The following is a 16,688-nucleotide window of genomic DNA, read 5'->3' as shown; positions in this document are numbered from 1 at the left end:
TTACGCCAGGTGCATGGCCACCAGAAGCATGTCGATGGCCTTGATGCCGACAAACGGAATAATGACGCCGCCAACGCCGTAGATCAGTAGGTTGCGTCGCAGCAGAGCTTCCGCAGCTTTGGGTTCGTATTTCACCCCGCGCAATGCGAGCGGAATGAGCGCCACGATGATGATGGCGTTGAAAACCACCGCAGACAGAATCGCCGACTGCGGAGAATGCAAATACATAATGTTCAGAGCGTTCAGCACGGGGAACGCGCCGGCAAACATCGCAGGAATAATCGCGAAATATTTGGCTACGTCATTCGAGATCGAAAAAGTAGTCAATGCTCCGCGCGTCATCAATAGCTGTTTCCCAATCTCGACAATCTCAATCAGTTTGGTCGGATTGGAATCGAGGTCAACCATGTTGCCCGCTTCTTTCGCGGCCTGTGTGCCCGAGTTCATAGCCACACCCACGTCCGCCTGCGCCAGCGCCGGAGCATCGTTGGTGCCATCCCCGGTCATCGCCACCAGCTTGCCCTTGCCTTGTTCGCGCTTGATCAGGTCCATCTTGTCTTTGGGTTTGGCCTCCGCCAGAAAATCATCGACGCCTGCCTCGCGCGCAATTACAGCTGCCGTCAGTGGATTGTCGCCGGTGATCATAATGGTGCGGATACCCATGGCGCGCAGCCGAGCAAGACGTTCCTTAAGGCCGCCCTTGACGATGTCCTTTAGATAAATCACGCCAAGTGCCGTCGAATTCTCGGCAACGACCAACGGTGTACCACCAGCCCTCGATATCTCTTCAACCGCGTCGCGAACTTTCTTCGGCAGCGACGAGCCCTGGTCTTCAAGGAAGCGCGCAATTGCATCGGCCGAGCCTTTACGGATGCGCATACCGGGCAAATTCACGCCGCTCATCCGGGTCTGCGCGGAGAAGGGAACAAACTCCGCATGAATTCCGCCAAGGTCGCGGCCGCGCAGGTTGTACTTTTCTTTCGCCAGCACCACGATCGAGCGTCCCTCGGGAGTTTCGTCGGATAGCGAAGCGAGTTGCGCGGCATCTGCCAACCGCTCAGCCGTTACGTCAGGCGCGGCGATAAATTCCGTAGCCTGGCGATTTCCCAGCGTGATCGTACCCGTCTTGTCGAGCAGCAAAGTATTCACGTCTCCCGCCGCTTCGACGGCCCTGCCGCTCATTGCCAGCACGTTGTACTGCACCAGGCGATCCATCCCGGCAATGCCGATTGCAGAAAGCAGGCCACCAATTGTAGTCGGAATCAAGCACACGAGCAGCGACACGAGCACGAAGACTGTCTGAGGAGCCTTCGAGTAAATGGCAAAGGGCTGAAGAGTGACGACCGCCAACAGGAAAACGATTGTCAGTCCAGAGAGCAGAATCGACAGCGCGATTTCGTTCGGCGTCTTCTGCCGTGTCGCGCCTTCCACAAGGGCAATCATGCGATCCAGAAAGGTCTCGCCAGGATTGGAAGTGATGCGAATCTTTACCCAGTCCGACAGCACCTTCGTCCCGCCCGTCACCGCGGAGCGATCTCCGCCGGCTTCACGGATCACGGGGGCGGACTCGCCGGTAATGGCGGATTCGTCAACCGAAGCTACACCTTCGATCACTTCGCCATCGCCTGCGATGTAGTGTCCCGCCGGGACGTAGATGACATCTCCGGCGCGTAGCAGTCCACTTGCAACCTGCTCCAGAGAGCCATTCGCGATGTATCTCTGGGCGATAGTTTCGCCTTTGGCTTTGCGAAGCGTGTCGGCTTGCGCCTTGCCGCGCCCTTCGGCCATCGCCTCAGCGAAGTTCGCAAACAGCACGGTGAACCACAGCCACAGCGTGATTTGCAGATTGAATCCGAAACCAACGCGATGATGGATAGTGTTGTCGACAAGCAGTACTGTGGTCAGTACGCTGCCGACTTCGACCACAAACATCACGGGGTTTTTTACCATCCAGCGCGGATCGAGTTTGCGGAACGCATCGATGAATGCCTGCCGCATGATCCCCGTGTTCCAGAGGCTCTTCTGCTCCGCAACTCCCGGCGTAGTCTTCTTACGCCGATGTTCGTGGTGCTCTGGCGGCAGGGTTGATGAGGGATTCATCGTTTCCGGTGTGGCCTGCGCCGAGTCCGAATGAGCTTCAGCCTGCGCCGGAGAATCGAATTTGCTGTAAACACTCATGTCAGATCTCCTTAGTAAAGCTGTCCGGACTTCAGTTGCAGATGTTCAAGGATTGGTCCCAGGCTCAACGCTGGAAAGAATGTGAGCGCGCCAAGAATGAGTACGACGCCAACAAGCAGCACAGCGAAGAGCGGCGTATTAACAGGAAAGGTGCCTGGGGAAGGCGGAATGCTTTTCTTCTGTGCCAGGTTGCCAGCCAGCGCAAGCACCGGCAGCATCATCAGGAATCGGCCGATGAGCATGTCCCAGCCGATCGTGATGTTGTACCACCAGTTCGGTCCGAGTCCGGCGAAAGCCGAGCCGTTGTTGCCCGCGCCAGAGGTGAAGGCATACAAGACTTCACTTAGTCCGTGTGGGCCGCTATTAGTGGTGGTCCCAAGACCGACGTTTGGCAACAGGACCATGATGGCCGTCAACGAGAGAATGACGAGCGGGAAGATGAGGACGTAGAGCATCGACATCTTCACGTCGTACGCTTCGATCTTCTTGCCGAGATACTCCGGCGTGCGGCCCACCATCAGGCCTGCGATAAACACAGCCTGCACGACAAAGATCAACATGCCGTAAAGGCCCGACCCAACGCCGCCGAAAATCACCTCGCCGAGCATGATGTTCGTGAGGGGAACAAGTCCGCCAAGCGGAGTGAAGCTATCGTGCATTCCGTTTACCGCGCCGCAACTGGCGTCAGTCGTGATCGTGGCGAAAAGAGCCGTCTCCGCAATGCCATTACGAACCTCCTTGCCCTCCATGTTGCCGCCGGGGGCCGTGAGTGTCGCTTTCTGCGCGGCTCCGTGAATCAGTGGATGAGGATGTGCCTCCGCCCAATACAGCGTCGTGAAACCAGCCGCGAAAAGGATGTACATTGCAGCGAAGACCGCCCAGCCGTGGCCCGGAGATCCGGTCATGCGGCCGAGCGCGTACGTGAGTCCCGCGGGGATGATAAAGATGGAAAGCAGTTGCAGGAAATTCGAAAACGGAGTGGGGTTTTCAAACGGATGAGCGCTGTTGGCGTTGAAGAATCCCCCGCCGTTCGTGCCGAGCATCTTGATTGCTTCTTGAGACGCGACCGGCCCCTGCGCGATGGTTTGGGTTTGCCCTTCAAGCGTGTGCGCGATGGTGTAAGCATGCAGGTTCTGCGGGACACCCTGCGCAACCAGCAACAATGCATAGATGAGCGATCCCGGCAGCAGGATGTAAAGCAATGTGCGTGTAGTGTCCACCCAGAAATTTCCAATGGTGCGTGAAACTGTGCGCTTGATACTGCGCACCAGGGCAATCGCCACCACTATTCCAACCGCCGCTGAAAAGAAGTTGTGCGTCGCGAGGCCGGCCATCTCGGTGAGATAACTCATTGTGGATTCGGGCGTGTAGAACTGCCAGTTGGTGTTGGTCGTAAAGCTGGCAGCGGTATTCCATGCGAGGTCGGCGCCAACGCCCGCCAGGTGCTGCGGGTTCCAGGGCAACAGTGCCTGTGCCCGCTCGATGATGTACGTGAGCACCAAGCTGGCCGCCGAGAACCCGAGCATGGCAAATGCGTATTCGCGCCAGTTCATCTCATGGTCGGCTTTGACTCCGCAGATTTTGTAGATGAGCCGCTCGATGGGCCGTAACAACGGATCGAGCCACGTGCGCTGTCCTTCAAGCACGCGCGCCAGGTAAATGCCAACCGGACGCACGGTCAGAAGCAGAACGACCGAGAAGAGAGCAAATTGCAACCAGCCATTGGCAGACATGTCAGAATTTCTCCGGGTAAAGCAGGGCGGTGCAGAGGTAGATGAGCAACAGGACCGAGAACAGCAAAGCGACAACAGTGATGAGATCCATGGCTTACCTCAACTTCTGACAGGCCTTCACATAAAGAAAGGCCACGGCAAAGAAAACGGCTGTAAAGAAGAGCATGGTCAGATCTTGCATGCGACAATCCTCGATTCGAAACATCACACGCCGGTACAAATACGCGTGACTCCAAAATCGATTTTGCAGGGGTAGGTATTTTGCTGGCAGAAGGGAAACCTAAAGAAATAATAAAGATCGGTCTAACGGTCCCGATGCACTTAACTCAAATGCCGTGATCAGAAGCGGATTTACTCTTCTTTTCCTGAGAAACCTTCAGGAACAAAACGATACCCAACCCACGGTTCCGTCTGGATGAACTGTTTGCCGGTCTCCGCCTCCAGTTTTTTACGGAGCTGGCCGACGAAGACGCGCAAATATTCAGGCTGATGAGCCGATTGCGCTCCCCATACCGCTGTCAGCAGGGCTCTGTGCGTGATCACTTTGCCCGCATGGCGCGCCAGGTGCAGCAGCAGTTCAAACTCCTTAGGTGTCAGGTGCATCGGTTTTCCGGCAACTTCGATGCTGTGGGCTGGAGCATCGATCACAAAATCCCCAGCCACAATCGCAGACTCTGTCCGTTCGGGCGCGCGCCGCATATGGGCCCGGACCCGCGCCAGAAGCTCCTGAATGCTGAATGGTTTGGTGACGTAGTCATCGGCGCCAGAGTCAAGCGCTTCGATTTTGGAGCGCTCGTGATCGCGAACTGAGAGTACGAGAATGGGAGTGGACGACGTTGTGCGGATGGCTCGGGCAACGTCAACGCCGCTGAGTCCCGGCATCATCAAATCGGTAATCACAAGATCGGGCGACCATTCCGCAAAAATGCGGAGCCCCTCTTCAGGGTCATTGGCCGTGCGAACATCGAAGGCCTGCGCCGAGAGTGCAGCTCGCAATACGCGGGTAATTTGCGGCTCATCATCGATAACGAGAATTCTGCCTGGCATCTTCGTTCTTCTTCCATCGGAAGATTACATCATCAGGTTGGCCGAGTATCATTCCGGATGAGACAAGCATGCAATTGAAACCCAAGCCGCAACACTATTTGCAGTGGCTGGGCGCTACCCTTGCCGCGGTCCTCACCACCGTGGGCCTTGCAGTCACCAGCGCGCGCGCAACTACTGCGGGTATGGTTTTCCTGGTCGTCGTGGTGGTAACGGCGACGCAGGCCGGCTTGGTTATTTCGCTCTATAGCGCTCTGCTTTGCGCCGTGTCTTTCGACTATTTCTTTCTACCGCCTATCCACACTTTCATCCTCGCCGGCCCGCAGGAATGGGTATCCATGATGACGTTTGCTGTGGGTTCGCTGGTCGCCGGGCGCGTCGCAGAACGAGCGCGCAAGCAGAAGCAGCAGGCCGAACAACGCCGCGAAGACGTCGAGCGTCTCTATCTGCTGAGCCAGGAGATGATCCTCCACGAAGATGCTGACGGCCTCATTCGAGACCTCCCGGCGCTCGTAGCAAAGATATTTCACCTCGAAAGCGTCGTGTTGTACATGCAGGACCGGGATCAATTCGTCTCGACAATTGCAGAGCTGAGCGAACTTTTCAAGGCGAATCTGCGCGAAACAACCGGGGGCGCGCACGTAGCTCTCGCGAATCAGGACGGATATGAGGCTCATGCGCTGATGGTGGGAATGCGCGCAGTTGGCGCAATCGCATGGCGGCCTCCAAATTTGTCGAAGGAGGTGGCAACGGCCGTCAGTGCACAGGTTGGGATTGCGCTCACACGGGCTACGGCAATTGAAGCCAACGCGCGTATGGAAGCCTCACGTGAAGGCGAACGGCTCCGTGCCGCGCTCATCGATTCGCTGACACACGAGTTGCGAACACCGCTCACCTCCATCCGTGCCGCTGCCACAACCCTCACGCAGGCTGAGGGCCTCGACGACGAATCGCGCATGGAACTTGCCACGATCGTGGATGAAGAATCAGCGCGTCTCGATGCGTTGATTGGCGAGGCCGTAGAGATGGCGCAACTTGACGCGAACGTGCTCAAGGTTCAACCTGAACCACGCCATACGCGCACCCTGCTCGATCATGCGGTCGAAGAGTCGCACACCGCTCTCGGAAGACATCAGGTAACCCTGATGGTGCAGGAACCTGACCGACTCGCATGGTTCGACGCCAAGTTGCTCAGCCGGGTCTTTCGCCATTTGATTGAAAATGCCGCGCTGTATTCCCCACCGGAAAGCCGCATTGTGCTGCGCAGTCGCCGCGTCAGCGGCAGGCTGGAATTCGAAGTGGAAGACAGCGGCCCCGGCATCGACAAAGTCGACATCCCTCACATCTTCAAAAAGTTCTATCGCGGAAAGAAGGGCGCAAAGCTGGGCAAGGGAACTGGCATGGGCCTCGCCATTGCCCGCGCCATCATGCTCGCCCACGGAGGCGACATCACCGTGGAAACGAATCCGGAATCTGGATGCACCTTCCGCTTCTGGGTGCCCTTAGTCGAAAAACAAATCGACGAAAAATAAGTAGCAAAATAGGCGTCTTGATCAGGCCGGCTCGCCGCTCCAATCGCATTCGACGTCGCGGTGCAATTCCGAACTTTGTTTTGCCCACTCAAGCACCCGTATAGCCCGCCAGGCTTCCGTCGGCGTCACCGGAGCAGCAGCCGCGTCGCCCAGAAGAAGATCGCGAACTCCTGCGTAGAAAAGCCGGTAATCGCCCGGTGTCGACGGCACTGGCCGTGTCACAATGTCGCCGTCGACATCGGCACTGAGCGTACCCCAGCGGTCGTTAGGCTCCTCGCCCCAATTCGTATCCGTAATTTTGGCAACGTTATTCAGCGCGTCTTCTTGCGGGTCAAGCCCCCACTTCCAGAAGTTTCCCTTGCTACCCCGCAGATGGAAGCGAGGACGCGCGAGAGACGACAGGCAGTTAGCTCCAAGCGTGACGGAGAAACCCGAGAAATAATGCAGACGAATCGTGAAAGCGTCGTTTGAACCTTCGCCATCGCGCTCGCGGAGCACCTCAGCCCCAACCGCAGCCGGCTGACCAAACAGCATAAGTGCCTGGTCTACCAAATGTGTGCCGAGGTCAAACAGGATACCGCCCTCATCTGTTTCCTCTTTCCACACCCTACTGGAAGGGCCGGGCCGCCAGCGGTCAAAATTCGATTCAAAGTGAACCATGCGTCCTAAAGAACGCTCATCCATTAGTTTTCGAATCGTCAGGAAGTCACTGTCAAAGCGGCGGTTATGAAATGGAATAACGTGCAGACCAATCCCGCCAGCAAGCTCCGCAAGCTGGACGACCTCACCAGAACTGAGTGCCACAGGCTTATCCACCACAACGCTCTTCGCCGCTTCAAGCGCTTGCATGGCGATCGGGAAGTGACTGCTGTTTGGCGTCGCGACGACCACGAGTTTGATCGAGGCGTCGGCAAGCAGCTCTTCGACCGACCGATACGTGGTGATACCGGGATAACGCTCGGCTGCCATGTCAGTAGAGCGCTCGACAACGGCAGCGAGTTCGAGACCTTCGACAGAAGAAATAAGCGGAGCGTGGAATACGCGGCCCGCCATGCCGAAACCAACCAGTCCTACGCGAATCATGCTTTCCTCCCGATCGCGACTGACAGCTATGTCTCTATTTAGCCCTCAAGTTTATACCGCGTTTCCGCGAGGCGATACATCCGGCGCCAGACCAGTCGATTCATCGTAACCACCATCAGCGAAATCATGACAGTTGCCATCAGCAGGATCGGAAAACGCCCATCGGCCGAGGCCGATTGAATCTGGGCTCCAAGGCCGATCGTCTGGATGGTACGGCCTTGGATGTTGGCATATTCGGCAAACACAGACGCATTCCACGCCCCACCGGAGGCCGTGACCATCCCCGTAATGAGGTATGGAAAAATGCCGGGAAGAATGAGCTTCGTCCAGCGCTGCCACCGCGTGAACCTGTAAAGTGAAGCAGCTTCGCGCAGGTCAGACGGGATGGACATCGCTCCCGCGATCACGTTGAACAAGATGTACCACTGTGTGCCCAGCAGCATGAGCGCAACCGAACCAATGCCAAGTCCGCCGCCGATCTTGAGCAAGCCGATCAGCAAAATCGGAAAGAAGGCCGTCGCCGGAACAGACGCCAGCACCTGCGCCACCGGCTGAACCACGCGTGCAAGCTTGGGATTAAATCCGATCGCCACGCCAACCGGCACCGTCCACAAAGCGGAGATGAGGAGTGCAACATTTACGCGCAGGAAAGTCGCAGCCGCGCCCGCCAGCAACATGCGGAGATCGCTAAGCGTGACATGGCGCAGCATCAGAGCACACTGGATTGCTCCCCACGTAATGGCAATCGCGAAGAAGACGCCGACCACCCAGTAGCCGATTGAAGCTCTCTGCTTGCCCGTTTCCAGGTCGATTGGCTGCACAACACGGCACTCGCGGGTGCGTGCAAGGCGCCGATAGATAGGCTCTTCAATGCTCGCCCATACGCGGTTTGAGAGCGTCGTGATCAGGGCAGAACGTTGCAGCAGGGTGAGAATCGGTGAGGTAACATGATCCGCTGCCTCTACCTGCTCGAATTTGAATTTCTCGCTCCACGCAATCAGCGGACGCCAGATCAACTGATCCGTAGCAACCACGATCAGGACGATAGCTGCGATCCCGCTCAAGAGCGCCCGCGTATCCCCCGAGTACGTTGCTGTCTGGATATAGCTGCCCAGCCCCGGCAGTTGGAAGTTGGTGCCGTTCAGTGGAAACATTTCGCAAGCCATCAGCGCAAACCAGCCGTTGGCAACCGACACAATCGAGTTCCACACGAGGCCTATCGCGGCGTAAGGCATCTCCAGTTGCCAGAAGCGCTGCCACGCCGAGTAACGATAGATGCGTGAAGCCTCGATCATTTCGCGTGGGATGCTCTTCACCGACGAGTAAAAGCTGAACGCAAGGTTCCACACCTGCCCGGTGAAGATCAGGAGGATGACACCCAACTCAATGCCCAATTGATGATGTGGCACAAGCGCGATCATCGCGAGCAGCACCGGTGGCAAAAAGCTGAGTACTGGAATCGACTGCAAGATATCGAGGACCGCAATCATCCAGGCCTCGACGCGCGTATTATGCGCGGCGATATAGCCGTAAGCGACTGCAAAGATCAAACTGAGCACGTACGCAATCCCTATGCGCATCACCGAGTAGAGCGCATAGACAGGGAGCGACCGCGCATTTTGCGAAATGGGAGAAACCGGGACTGCCGATCCCATCCAATAAGTAGCCATGTGCACGACGGCCATAAAAACAGCCAGCGCGCAAAGGCCGACGCTCAGGTCGATGACAAAAGGCCAGGTGCGAACGGTCACGAGCGAGCGTGCAAACGTGCGCTGCAGCATCAATCATCGTCTCCGGCTACCGCGGCTTCTTCGATGGCATCCGGCATCACGAACCGCCGGCGCGCGGCATCGAAGTCAAACAACTCGGCATAACGACCCCACGTAACGGCAGTCTCTATCTGGCGATGAGCTTCTTCATCGCTGAATTGTTCGTCGAGCATGTCGAGGAAGAACTCCTCCGGAACGGTGTGGTCGCTCTTGGCCTCGAGCGCGCGTTGAATCTGCCGGAGCAGCAGCACATTCTGCAACGCGGCGTCGCGAAAGATCTCCTTTTGCCGAAGAATCTCGGAGTTGGCGAATTCCGTTCCGTTCTCCGTGATGTTCGCGTCGCCTTCCTCCACTTTCAGGAAGCCCAGCAACTGGGCCGCATCCACGATCGGCAGCAGGTCGTCGATTTCAAATGCCAGGTCGTCAGCCAGCCGGTAGATGTCATCGCGACCGCCCTTATCGAGCAATAACTCAAGGAGACCCGCGACGCCGCCCGGACGTGCATGGGGCAGCATCTGGTACTTCATCTGGCGCTGATCGCGGACCTTCGGCCCGGGATGCTGATGGTCCGGTGCCTCGGTGGGCACTACGTCTGGTCGCGTGAGAACTTTATAAATGTAATCAACCAGCTGAGTGAACTGCTCAGATTTGCGGTCGCGCGGCTGCGGAATCTGCACGCGAAAGTCGGTTCGGATATGTCCCGGATTTCTCCCCAGGACAATGATGCGATCGGCCAGCAAAACGGCCTCTTCGATGTTGTGCGTCACGATGAAGACGCACCGGGTGGGCATAGTCTTCTTGGCCCAGAGTTCGAGCAGTTCGCTGCGCAGGTTCTCAGCCGTCAGCACGTCGAGAGCAGAGAAAGGTTCGTCCATAAAAAGGACCTCGGGCTCAACCACGAGCGCGCGAGCAAAACCGACTCTCTGCTTCATGCCTCCAGAAAGCTCTTTAGGGTAAGCTGACTCGAATCCGTCGAGGCCTACGGTATCGAGCATCCGCATGCTGCGGGCACGGCGTTCTTCCGGATCTACTCCGCGGGCCTGTAGCGGTGCCTCTACATTTTCAAGCACAGTCAACCAGGGAAACAGGGCAAAACTCTGGAAGACAATCGAGACGTTGATTTCGGCCTCGGCAATTGGTCGCTCATGCCAGTAAACCTGACCGGCGGAGGGCTGGGAGAGCCCGGAAAGCATCCGCAGCATGGTGGATTTGCCGGATCCGGAAGGCCCGAGCAGGGCGACAATCTCCCCCGGGACGATGCTCAGGTCGGTTGGCGAGATGACCTGGATTCGATTCTGGCTGGGCTGCGCATAGTATTTCTCGATCTTTTCGGCACGAATGATCGCTTCTCCAGCGCGAACGACAGCTTCCCCGGCTGAGCTCGACGCGGCGACCGCGGACGGATTTTGCGCAACATTCGGGATGCCTGCTGGCTGCATGCGCCTCTCCCAGGAAATTCGCCGAAATTTCGGCAAGGAACTGATAGGAATCTTATGCGGGTTGCGTTGCTCCCGGATGAATCGCCGCTGCGATGGGAACAACCCGCGTTTAGAGTATCGCAGTCCGTGCGTTTTGAATGGAACACACGACTTCCGGCAGAATCGCGAAACAAGTCTCCAGCCTTAGGCCCGAAGATGAGAAGGCTTGTGAGGCATCGACGCCCGTCTTGCGCAACTCGAAGTGTACCCGTAGACTGAAAAGCCGAGCCCATGAGGGCTGCTTGGGCCCCGTCCGAGGATGTTATTCTAACTAGGTTCTTACCGAGCTGATCGTACCGTGAGACTGGTGCCGTTCGGCTTTGCATCCCCGGCACGTTCGCATCGAAAGCTTTGCGCAATCCCGTTTTGGCGTTCAGGAGTCTATGCCCGATAATCACGTTAAGCCCAAAGTACTTGTAGTTGACGACGAACGCGTCATAGCCGACACGCTATCCATGATTCTGAACCAGAGCGGCTTCCAGGCTAAGGCTGTGTACTCCGGCGAGGCTGCGCTCGAGCTTGCGTCTAGCTATGAACCGGATATGCTGATTGCCGACGTGATCATGGCGGACCTGAATGGTATCGACGCCGCGATCCAGATTCGTTCTTTGCTGCCAAAGATCAAGATTCTGCTGTTCTCAGGCCAGGCTGCAACCGCCGATTTGCTTGAGAAAGCACGTGCGCAAGGCTATGAATTCGAAATCCTCGCCAAGCCTGTGCACCCCCAGGACCTCTTGAGCCGGCTGCGCAGCTAGATTCGAAAACATCTTCGTCTTTCAGGACTTCATTTCGTGGCGACCTTCCAGGGCGTGCGCCATTGTGACTTCATCTGCATATTCGATATCGCTGCCGGCAGGGACGCCCGTAGCAATGCGCGTGATGCGAACCGGGAAACCTCGCAACGTGCCAGCCAGCCAGCTTGCTGTGGCTTCTCCTTCCAGGGTTGGGCTAGTCGCAAGAATCACTTCATCCACTTCTCCGCGTTCAACCCGCTCGATAAGCGACCGGCCGCGAAGCTGTTCCGGACCCACGCCGTGCAGCGGCGAGAGCGTCCCATGCAGAACGTGATAGACCCCGCCGAAACGAGTTCGCTCGACCGCATCGATATTGGTGGGCTCTTCCACTACGCAAACCAGTCGCTGGTTGCGGGTAGGACTGGTGCAATAGACGCATGGATCAACGTCTGTGATGTTGTTGCAGACTGAGCACAGCCGCAGGCTCGCCTTGAGCCCACGCACGGCTTCAGCCAAAGCCGACGCATCGTCATCGTTCGAACGCAAAATGTGAAAAGCGAATCGCTGAGCGGTCTTGGTTCCCACCCCCGGCAGCTTCTTCAACTCGTCGATGAGCCGGGCCATCGGCTCGGCATAGCGTGGCACAGCGGCTCCTCCTAAATTGTCCTATAGACGATTCCGACAAACATGTCCGGCGAACCGCCATGTGCCCAGTCAGCATCGAGATCCGCTGTCGGTTTCTTGGCCAGCACTTCCTGTTCGCTGGCGCCCGCCTTTTTCAACCCTGAGACTTTATCGCGCGTCGCCGAGAGCATGTCGATGTACTTCTTTAGATCGGCCTTGTTGCCCAGCGGTCCATGCCCGGGAATGATCTTGGTGTTATCCCCGGCGAGCGCCAGCGACTTCTCCGCTGCCGCGATGGTGCCACCAATCGATCCGCCAGTGCCTTCATCGATGAATGGGTAAGTTTTGTTGAAGAAGATATCTCCGCAATGGAGCACGTCCGCGTTGTGAAAGTGAATATAGATATCGGTGTCGGTGTGAGCCGGATCGTAATGAACCAGTTCAATCGAGTCTCCGTTGTGATCGTGGCGCATCGATCCGTCGAAGGTGACGGTGGGCAGCGCTCCGGCAGGATATGCGGGCAACGACATGTGAAAGAGCTTCATCTCCGCCGGCTGCGACATGCGGTCTTTGGTCTTCGTGTGAGCGATGACCCGGTATCCGGCGGAGTGCATGCCTTCATTGCCGTCCACATGGTCGACGTGCCAGTGCGTATTAATCAATGCATGAGGCGCATCGCTGCTGACCGAAGAAATGGCTTCCCGAATGTGCGGTACAGCCGTTGCAAAGCTGGAATCGATGAGGATATTGCCGTCCTTGCCCGACTGGACAGCCATGTTTCCGCCAGCGCCCTGCAGCAGCCAGATGTTGTCATAAAGCTTGGTCGTTTTCACGGGAGTAGACGCGCCCGCGGCCCGCATCTGCGCAACGCGATCAGTTGATGCTGCCGCCTGCGAAAATACCCAACGCGGCGCCAGGACCGCAGCACCTGCGGCCATTCCAAGATGGAGAAAACTCCTGCGATTGACTGTAGCCATGATTGTGACCTCCAGAATCCGCTTTCGAAATCAAACCAATTGAAACTCAGCGATGGCAGGGAACTTTTGTATTTAGCCGAGGCCCGGAATATTCAGGTTCAATCCGCCCAATGCGCCTTTTACGCTGGATTGAATAGCCTCATCAGCCTTGTGGCCGGCATCGTTGACGGCGCCCACGATAAGCGACTCGAGCAATTCAACATCAGGATTGGGGCCGCTCAGGCTCGTAACTGCAGCCGGATCGATCTTGAGCTTGACGAGTTCCTTCTTCCCGTTCATGGTCGCCGTCACTGCCCCGCCGCCGCTTGAGCCCTCCACTATAGTCTGCGTGAGCTTGCGCTGCATGTCCTCTTGCATTTTGTTGGCCTGGGAAAGCATCTCGGCCATCTTGAGGGGATTGATCATAGCGAACTCCTGAATCTCACTTATTGCGCAGGTCAACCACGCTGCGCACTTCGGCATTAAAGATTTCCTTCGCCTTTTGCACCATTGGATGCTCGAGCGCTGCTTCCTGAATGCTCCCGGCGATCGGTGCCGCGACCGTGGACGTGGCGGCAACACCTTCACCGGGGATGACCATGAAGCGCGCGGGGCCGCCGAGGCGTTGAACCTCCTGCTTGATGATCTTCTCAGCCACTGCGTTCACGGTCAGTGCCAGCATCTTTTTCCCGATGCCAGGAACTTCAATGCGCAGATTCGTAGCCTCGAGGGTGAATCGCCCCGTAGCAATCAGCGCTGATGCGGTAGCGTGCCCCTGCTGCGCGAGTGCTGAAACCACGGCCTGTTGCACGGTTTCGATCCTTGCCGGAGCACCATTCATCGGAATGACCTCGGCAAGCTTGCTCTCCTGCAAGGCTCCATTCGGAAACGTCTCTCCAAAACCAACCGGTGGCTTGGGAGTCGGCGTAGTAGTTGTCGCGGCCGGTTCCTTGGGAATCTCAATGCGCGGCGCTGGCAGCGGCGGAGCAGCAACGGCAGCACGGCTCTCGACAATTGGCGCGGCCGTCTGCATCACCGGCTGCGAGCCCGCTGAAAACCCGAATGGCGAACGCGGTGAAGTTGGAGTGGATTGGGACGCAGAAAGTGTACGCGGCGTCGCAACCGTGCGCGGTGCTGACGACTGGCCGCTTCGAACCGGCGTCCCGCTTGCCACGCCGCTCAACAACTCCTCCAACGGCAGCAGGCGTTGCGCATGAACAAGCTTCATCAGGCCAAGCTCGAGATGAAAGCGCTGCTCCTGCCGGTAGTTCAGATCGTCAAACGTCCGCAGCATGATCTGCAGGTTACGCGTAATTTCCTCTTCGCCAAACAGCAACGCTGTGCGTGCAGCGCGAGCCCGCTCATCGGCCGAAATCTGCAGCAGTTCGGTCTGCTCACCGCCCAGCTTCGACATCAGCGTGTTGCGCAGGTAGCGAACGATCTGCCGCGCTAGAGATTGCGCGCTGTGTCCGGCATTTAACAGATCGTTGAGCTGCATCATCACCGGAGCGCTCTCACCGGCTGCAACCGCTTCCAGCAGATGCTCAAACACGGTGTTCGGGACAGACCCCATCAGTTCGCGGATCTGCTCAGTTGAAAGAACCGGATGATTATTCGCATCGCAGGGAGCCGAAGCGATGGCCTGGTCCATGATGCTGAGCGCGTCGCGCATCGAACCATCGCCTGCCTCGGCCAGCAGCGCGAGGGCGGCATCTTCGGCTTCAACGCTTTCCTGTCCCGCAATCATCTTGAGCTGCGTCAGGATGTCATCGAACTTCACCGCATGAAAGCTGAAATGCTGACAACGCGAACGAATCGTCTGCGGAATGTTTTCCGGCTCGGTAGTGGCCATCATAAAGATGATGTGCGAGGGCGGTTCTTCCAGCGTCTTCAGCAGCGCGTTGAATGCAGCCTCGGTGATCTGGTGCGCTTCATCAAGAATGTAGATCTTGTAGCGGTCCCGAGCGGGCGAGTAGCGCGCAGCATCGCGAAGCTCCCTAATCTCATCGATGCCGCGGTTAGTGGCCGCATCAATCTCGATCACGTCGACGGCATTGCCCTGGCGTATTTCCACGCAGGAGTCGCAAACCCCGCAGGGTTCCGGCGTTGGCCGCTGGGCCGAGCCGATCTCCGTCCGGCAATTCAGAGCCTGCGCAAGAATACGGGCGATGGTGGTCTTGCCAATGCCGCGATGGCCCGAGAAGATGTAGCCGTGAGCGATCCGGTTCTGCGTAAGCGCATTCAGCAGCGTACGCGTGACGTGGTCCTGGCCGGCGACGTCGGCAAACTTTTGGGGCCGATATTTCCGAGCCAGAACCTGATAACCCATGCGACCAACAACTCCCTTGGCCCGGTGATTTTGCTTCGAGCTCCAGGTGCGATTGTATCGTTCCGGGCTGCTGCGTGTCGGCGTGGAAAATCCGCCTCGGAGCCGTAGCGATTTCAGCAAAGGCCAATCAGTTTGCGTCAAGGTTGAAGCTGATGTCGTTGAGCCACTCGGCAATCATGTCTTCATCGCCGGGATCGAAGACATAGGCATCATTGAGCAGCAGGATCGTTGCCCAGTAGACCAGGTCGCGCTCGGAAATCATCTCGAAACGTTTGTGTTCCAGCGCATTGGAGATGTGTTCACGGGTGATGACAATGCCCGGCTCCGGAATGGGGAAGCGGTTATTGGCAGAGCGGCGCTGGGTGATCCCTTTGTCGGTCTCTTCTTTAGGGTCGAAGTTGATGTCGAATGCCCCGGCCAACGCGCGAAGCATCTCATCGCGGCTTACTTCAAAGAGCGCAAAGCGCCGCAACATTTCGAGTTGCTCATCGGTCAACGGCGGTGGCTCGGGCTCTTGCGTCATCCTGCCTATGCTATCGCTCGAAAGCGGCTTGGCGCATCGGCTATTCGCAAAACAGCGCAACGCCCGTAGCCGCCGTTAGGCCGCGTCTTCTTCTTCGACAACCTCGGGCTGGCGCGGAATCGGAATGGCTTTGGTGCGGGTACGCCGCTTGGCCGGCTTCTTCTTCTCCGCCTTCTTGGCGGCAGCCTTGCGACGACGAATCTCTTCGCGCGAGTACATGGTCCCGCGACACTTCTTGGCCCCGCAGTTGCAGATAGCCTCGTCGTCGCCGCCGTCGTAGAGGCAATAGTCGTAGGTGATCTCTTCGCCGGGTTGGATCTTGCGAATGGCGCGGATCCAGACGCGTCCCCGGATCTCCTCGGTCTCACAATTGGGGTTGCAACTGTGGTTGATGAACATCGCCATGCAGTGGCCGTCGATGACGACTGCGCCGTCTCCGAGTCCAAACAGGTAGGTGATGGGCGAGTCTTCGTTAGCTGCGTCGGCTTCGTCCTTGGTCAGGCGCGGCCCGGTATATTCGGCTACGCGCGTACCCTTGCGAACTGCGGTAGTGCTATAGCAGCCGGCGGCATGGATGGCAGAAGACCGGATGATGAGTCCCATAAGTTGTGCGGCTTTATCCTGGGGTGAGTTGAAGTACGCTATGCAAGGCATCGTAACATTGAAGTGACAGCAAAGTACGTGGGAACGAAGAAAAGAATTGGA

The 16,688-nt window shown here is 57.5% G+C and carries 15 protein-coding genes; 3 read left to right on the top strand and 12 right to left on the bottom strand.

The window, feature by feature from the left end; genetic code table 11:
* Complete coding sequence (gene kdpB, locus P8935_RS17155; protein WP_348261519.1) at nucleotides 1-2,178, bottom strand: potassium-transporting ATPase subunit KdpB; 2,178 nt, start codon at nucleotides 2,176-2,178, stop codon at nucleotides 1-3.
* An 11-nt stretch (nucleotides 2,179-2,189) separates the two neighbouring features.
* Complete coding sequence (kdpA, locus tag P8935_RS17150) at nucleotides 2,190-3,911, bottom strand: potassium-transporting ATPase subunit KdpA (protein ID WP_348261518.1); 1,722 nt, start codon at nucleotides 3,909-3,911, stop codon at nucleotides 2,190-2,192.
* Here kdpA and P8935_RS17145 point away from each other — a divergent pair.
* Nucleotides 3,910-4,167: a hypothetical protein gene (locus P8935_RS17145; RefSeq protein WP_348261517.1), complete on the top strand. Its 258-nt coding sequence runs from the start codon at nucleotides 3,910-3,912 to the stop codon at nucleotides 4,165-4,167. The genes kdpA and P8935_RS17145 overlap by 2 nt on opposite strands.
* A gap of 95 nt (nucleotides 4,168-4,262) precedes the next feature.
* Here P8935_RS17145 and P8935_RS17140 read toward each other — a convergent pair whose 3' ends face one another.
* Nucleotides 4,263-4,958, bottom strand: coding sequence for a response regulator transcription factor (locus tag P8935_RS17140; RefSeq protein WP_348261516.1), 696 nt, complete (start codon nucleotides 4,956-4,958; stop codon nucleotides 4,263-4,265).
* A 68-nt stretch (nucleotides 4,959-5,026) separates the two neighbouring features.
* On the opposite strand from P8935_RS17140, the gene P8935_RS17135 reads away from it, so the two are divergent.
* A complete protein-coding gene (locus P8935_RS17135) occupies nucleotides 5,027-6,487 on the top strand; it encodes an ATP-binding protein (protein ID WP_348261515.1) in 1,461 nt (486 codons plus the stop codon).
* 21 nt (nucleotides 6,488-6,508) lie between these two features.
* Here the strand turns inward: P8935_RS17135 and P8935_RS17130 are convergent, their stop codons facing one another.
* From P8935_RS17130 to P8935_RS17120, 3 genes are read right to left on the bottom strand one after another with little or no spacing between them, the layout of a single operon-like run.
* Nucleotides 6,509-7,570 (bottom strand): Gfo/Idh/MocA family oxidoreductase, encoded by a 1,062-nt coding sequence (locus tag P8935_RS17130; protein WP_348261514.1) that lies wholly within the window; start codon nucleotides 7,568-7,570, stop codon nucleotides 6,509-6,511.
* Nucleotides 7,571-7,608: 38 nt separating this feature from the next.
* A complete protein-coding gene (locus P8935_RS17125) occupies nucleotides 7,609-9,351 on the bottom strand; it encodes an ABC transporter permease subunit (RefSeq protein WP_348261513.1) in 1,743 nt (580 codons plus the stop codon).
* Nucleotides 9,351-10,778 carry a nitrate/sulfonate/bicarbonate ABC transporter ATP-binding protein gene (locus P8935_RS17120; RefSeq protein ID WP_348261512.1) on the bottom strand — a complete coding sequence of 476 codons (1,428 nt, stop codon included), beginning with the start codon at nucleotides 10,776-10,778 and terminating at the stop codon, nucleotides 9,351-9,353. Before P8935_RS17120 ends, P8935_RS17125 begins: the two co-directional genes overlap by 1 nt.
* A 422-nt stretch (nucleotides 10,779-11,200) precedes the next feature.
* Between P8935_RS17120 and P8935_RS17115 the strand changes: the two genes are divergently transcribed.
* The gene (locus tag P8935_RS17115; RefSeq protein ID WP_348261511.1) at nucleotides 11,201-11,572 is read left to right on the top strand and encodes a response regulator; all 372 of its coding nucleotides are present in this window, start codon (nucleotides 11,201-11,203) and stop codon (nucleotides 11,570-11,572) included.
* A 21-nt stretch (nucleotides 11,573-11,593) separates the two neighbouring features.
* On the opposite strand, the gene recR is transcribed toward P8935_RS17115, so the two are convergent.
* The 6 genes from recR to P8935_RS17085 form a co-directional block, all read right to left on the bottom strand.
* Nucleotides 11,594-12,196, bottom strand: a complete 603-nt coding sequence (recR, locus tag P8935_RS17110) for a recombination mediator RecR (RefSeq protein WP_348261510.1) — start codon at nucleotides 12,194-12,196, stop codon at nucleotides 11,594-11,596.
* An 11-nt stretch (nucleotides 12,197-12,207) separates the two neighbouring features.
* The gene (locus P8935_RS17105; RefSeq protein ID WP_348261509.1) at nucleotides 12,208-13,152 is read right to left on the bottom strand and encodes an MBL fold metallo-hydrolase; all 945 of its coding nucleotides are present in this window, start codon (nucleotides 13,150-13,152) and stop codon (nucleotides 12,208-12,210) included.
* Nucleotides 13,153-13,224: 72 nt separating this feature from the next.
* Complete coding sequence (locus P8935_RS17100; RefSeq protein ID WP_348261508.1) at nucleotides 13,225-13,557, bottom strand: YbaB/EbfC family nucleoid-associated protein; 333 nt, start codon at nucleotides 13,555-13,557, stop codon at nucleotides 13,225-13,227.
* Nucleotides 13,558-13,573: 16 nt separating this feature from the next.
* Nucleotides 13,574-15,460 (bottom strand): DNA polymerase III subunit gamma/tau, encoded by a 1,887-nt coding sequence (gene dnaX, locus P8935_RS17095; RefSeq protein WP_348261507.1) that lies wholly within the window; start codon nucleotides 15,458-15,460, stop codon nucleotides 13,574-13,576.
* A 127-nt stretch (nucleotides 15,461-15,587) separates the two neighbouring features.
* Nucleotides 15,588-15,983: a hypothetical protein gene (locus P8935_RS17090; protein ID WP_348261506.1), complete on the bottom strand. Its 396-nt coding sequence runs from the start codon at nucleotides 15,981-15,983 to the stop codon at nucleotides 15,588-15,590.
* Between the two features lie 75 nt (nucleotides 15,984-16,058).
* Nucleotides 16,059-16,637: an SET domain-containing protein-lysine N-methyltransferase gene (locus tag P8935_RS17085; protein WP_348261505.1), complete on the bottom strand. Its 579-nt coding sequence runs from the start codon at nucleotides 16,635-16,637 to the stop codon at nucleotides 16,059-16,061.
* Nucleotides 16,638-16,688: the final 51 nt, after the last annotated feature.

It is taken from the genome of Telmatobacter sp. DSM 110680 (genome assembly GCF_039994875.1).
GTDB lineage: Bacteria > Acidobacteriota > Terriglobia > Terriglobales > Acidobacteriaceae > Telmatobacter.
Note: the sequence above shows the minus strand (reverse complement) of the source record. Positions and strands in the feature narration are given on the sequence as shown.

Bases quoted from the DNA above. Each gene is read 5' to 3' on its own strand.
- kdpB (WP_348261519.1), bottom strand. From the start codon at position 2,178: ATGAGTGTTTACAGCAAATTCGATTCTCCGGCGCAGGCTGAAGCTCAT.
- P8935_RS17145 (WP_348261517.1), top strand. From the start codon at position 3,910: ATGTCAGAATTTCTCCGGGTAAAGCAGGGCGGTGCAGAGGTAGATGAG.
- kdpA (WP_348261518.1), bottom strand. From the start codon at position 3,911: ATGTCTGCCAATGGCTGGTTGCAATTTGCTCTCTTCTCGGTCGTTCTG.
- P8935_RS17140 (WP_348261516.1), bottom strand. From the start codon at position 4,958: ATGCCAGGCAGAATTCTCGTTATCGATGATGAGCCGCAAATTACCCGC.
- P8935_RS17135 (WP_348261515.1), top strand. From the start codon at position 5,027: ATGCAATTGAAACCCAAGCCGCAACACTATTTGCAGTGGCTGGGCGCT.
- P8935_RS17130 (WP_348261514.1), bottom strand. From the start codon at position 7,570: ATGATTCGCGTAGGACTGGTTGGTTTCGGCATGGCGGGCCGCGTATTC.
- P8935_RS17125 (WP_348261513.1), bottom strand. From the start codon at position 9,351: ATGCTGCAGCGCACGTTTGCACGCTCGCTCGTGACCGTTCGCACCTGG.
- P8935_RS17120 (WP_348261512.1), bottom strand. From the start codon at position 10,778: ATGCAGCCAGCAGGCATCCCGAATGTTGCGCAAAATCCGTCCGCGGTC.
- P8935_RS17115 (WP_348261511.1), top strand. From the start codon at position 11,201: ATGCCCGATAATCACGTTAAGCCCAAAGTACTTGTAGTTGACGACGAA.
- P8935_RS17105 (WP_348261509.1), bottom strand. From the start codon at position 13,152: ATGGCTACAGTCAATCGCAGGAGTTTTCTCCATCTTGGAATGGCCGCA.
- P8935_RS17100 (WP_348261508.1), bottom strand. From the start codon at position 13,557: ATGATCAATCCCCTCAAGATGGCCGAGATGCTTTCCCAGGCCAACAAA.
- dnaX (WP_348261507.1), bottom strand. From the start codon at position 15,460: ATGGGTTATCAGGTTCTGGCTCGGAAATATCGGCCCCAAAAGTTTGCC.
- P8935_RS17090 (WP_348261506.1), bottom strand. From the start codon at position 15,983: ATGACGCAAGAGCCCGAGCCACCGCCGTTGACCGATGAGCAACTCGAA.
- P8935_RS17085 (WP_348261505.1), bottom strand. From the start codon at position 16,637: ATGCCTTGCATAGCGTACTTCAACTCACCCCAGGATAAAGCCGCACAA.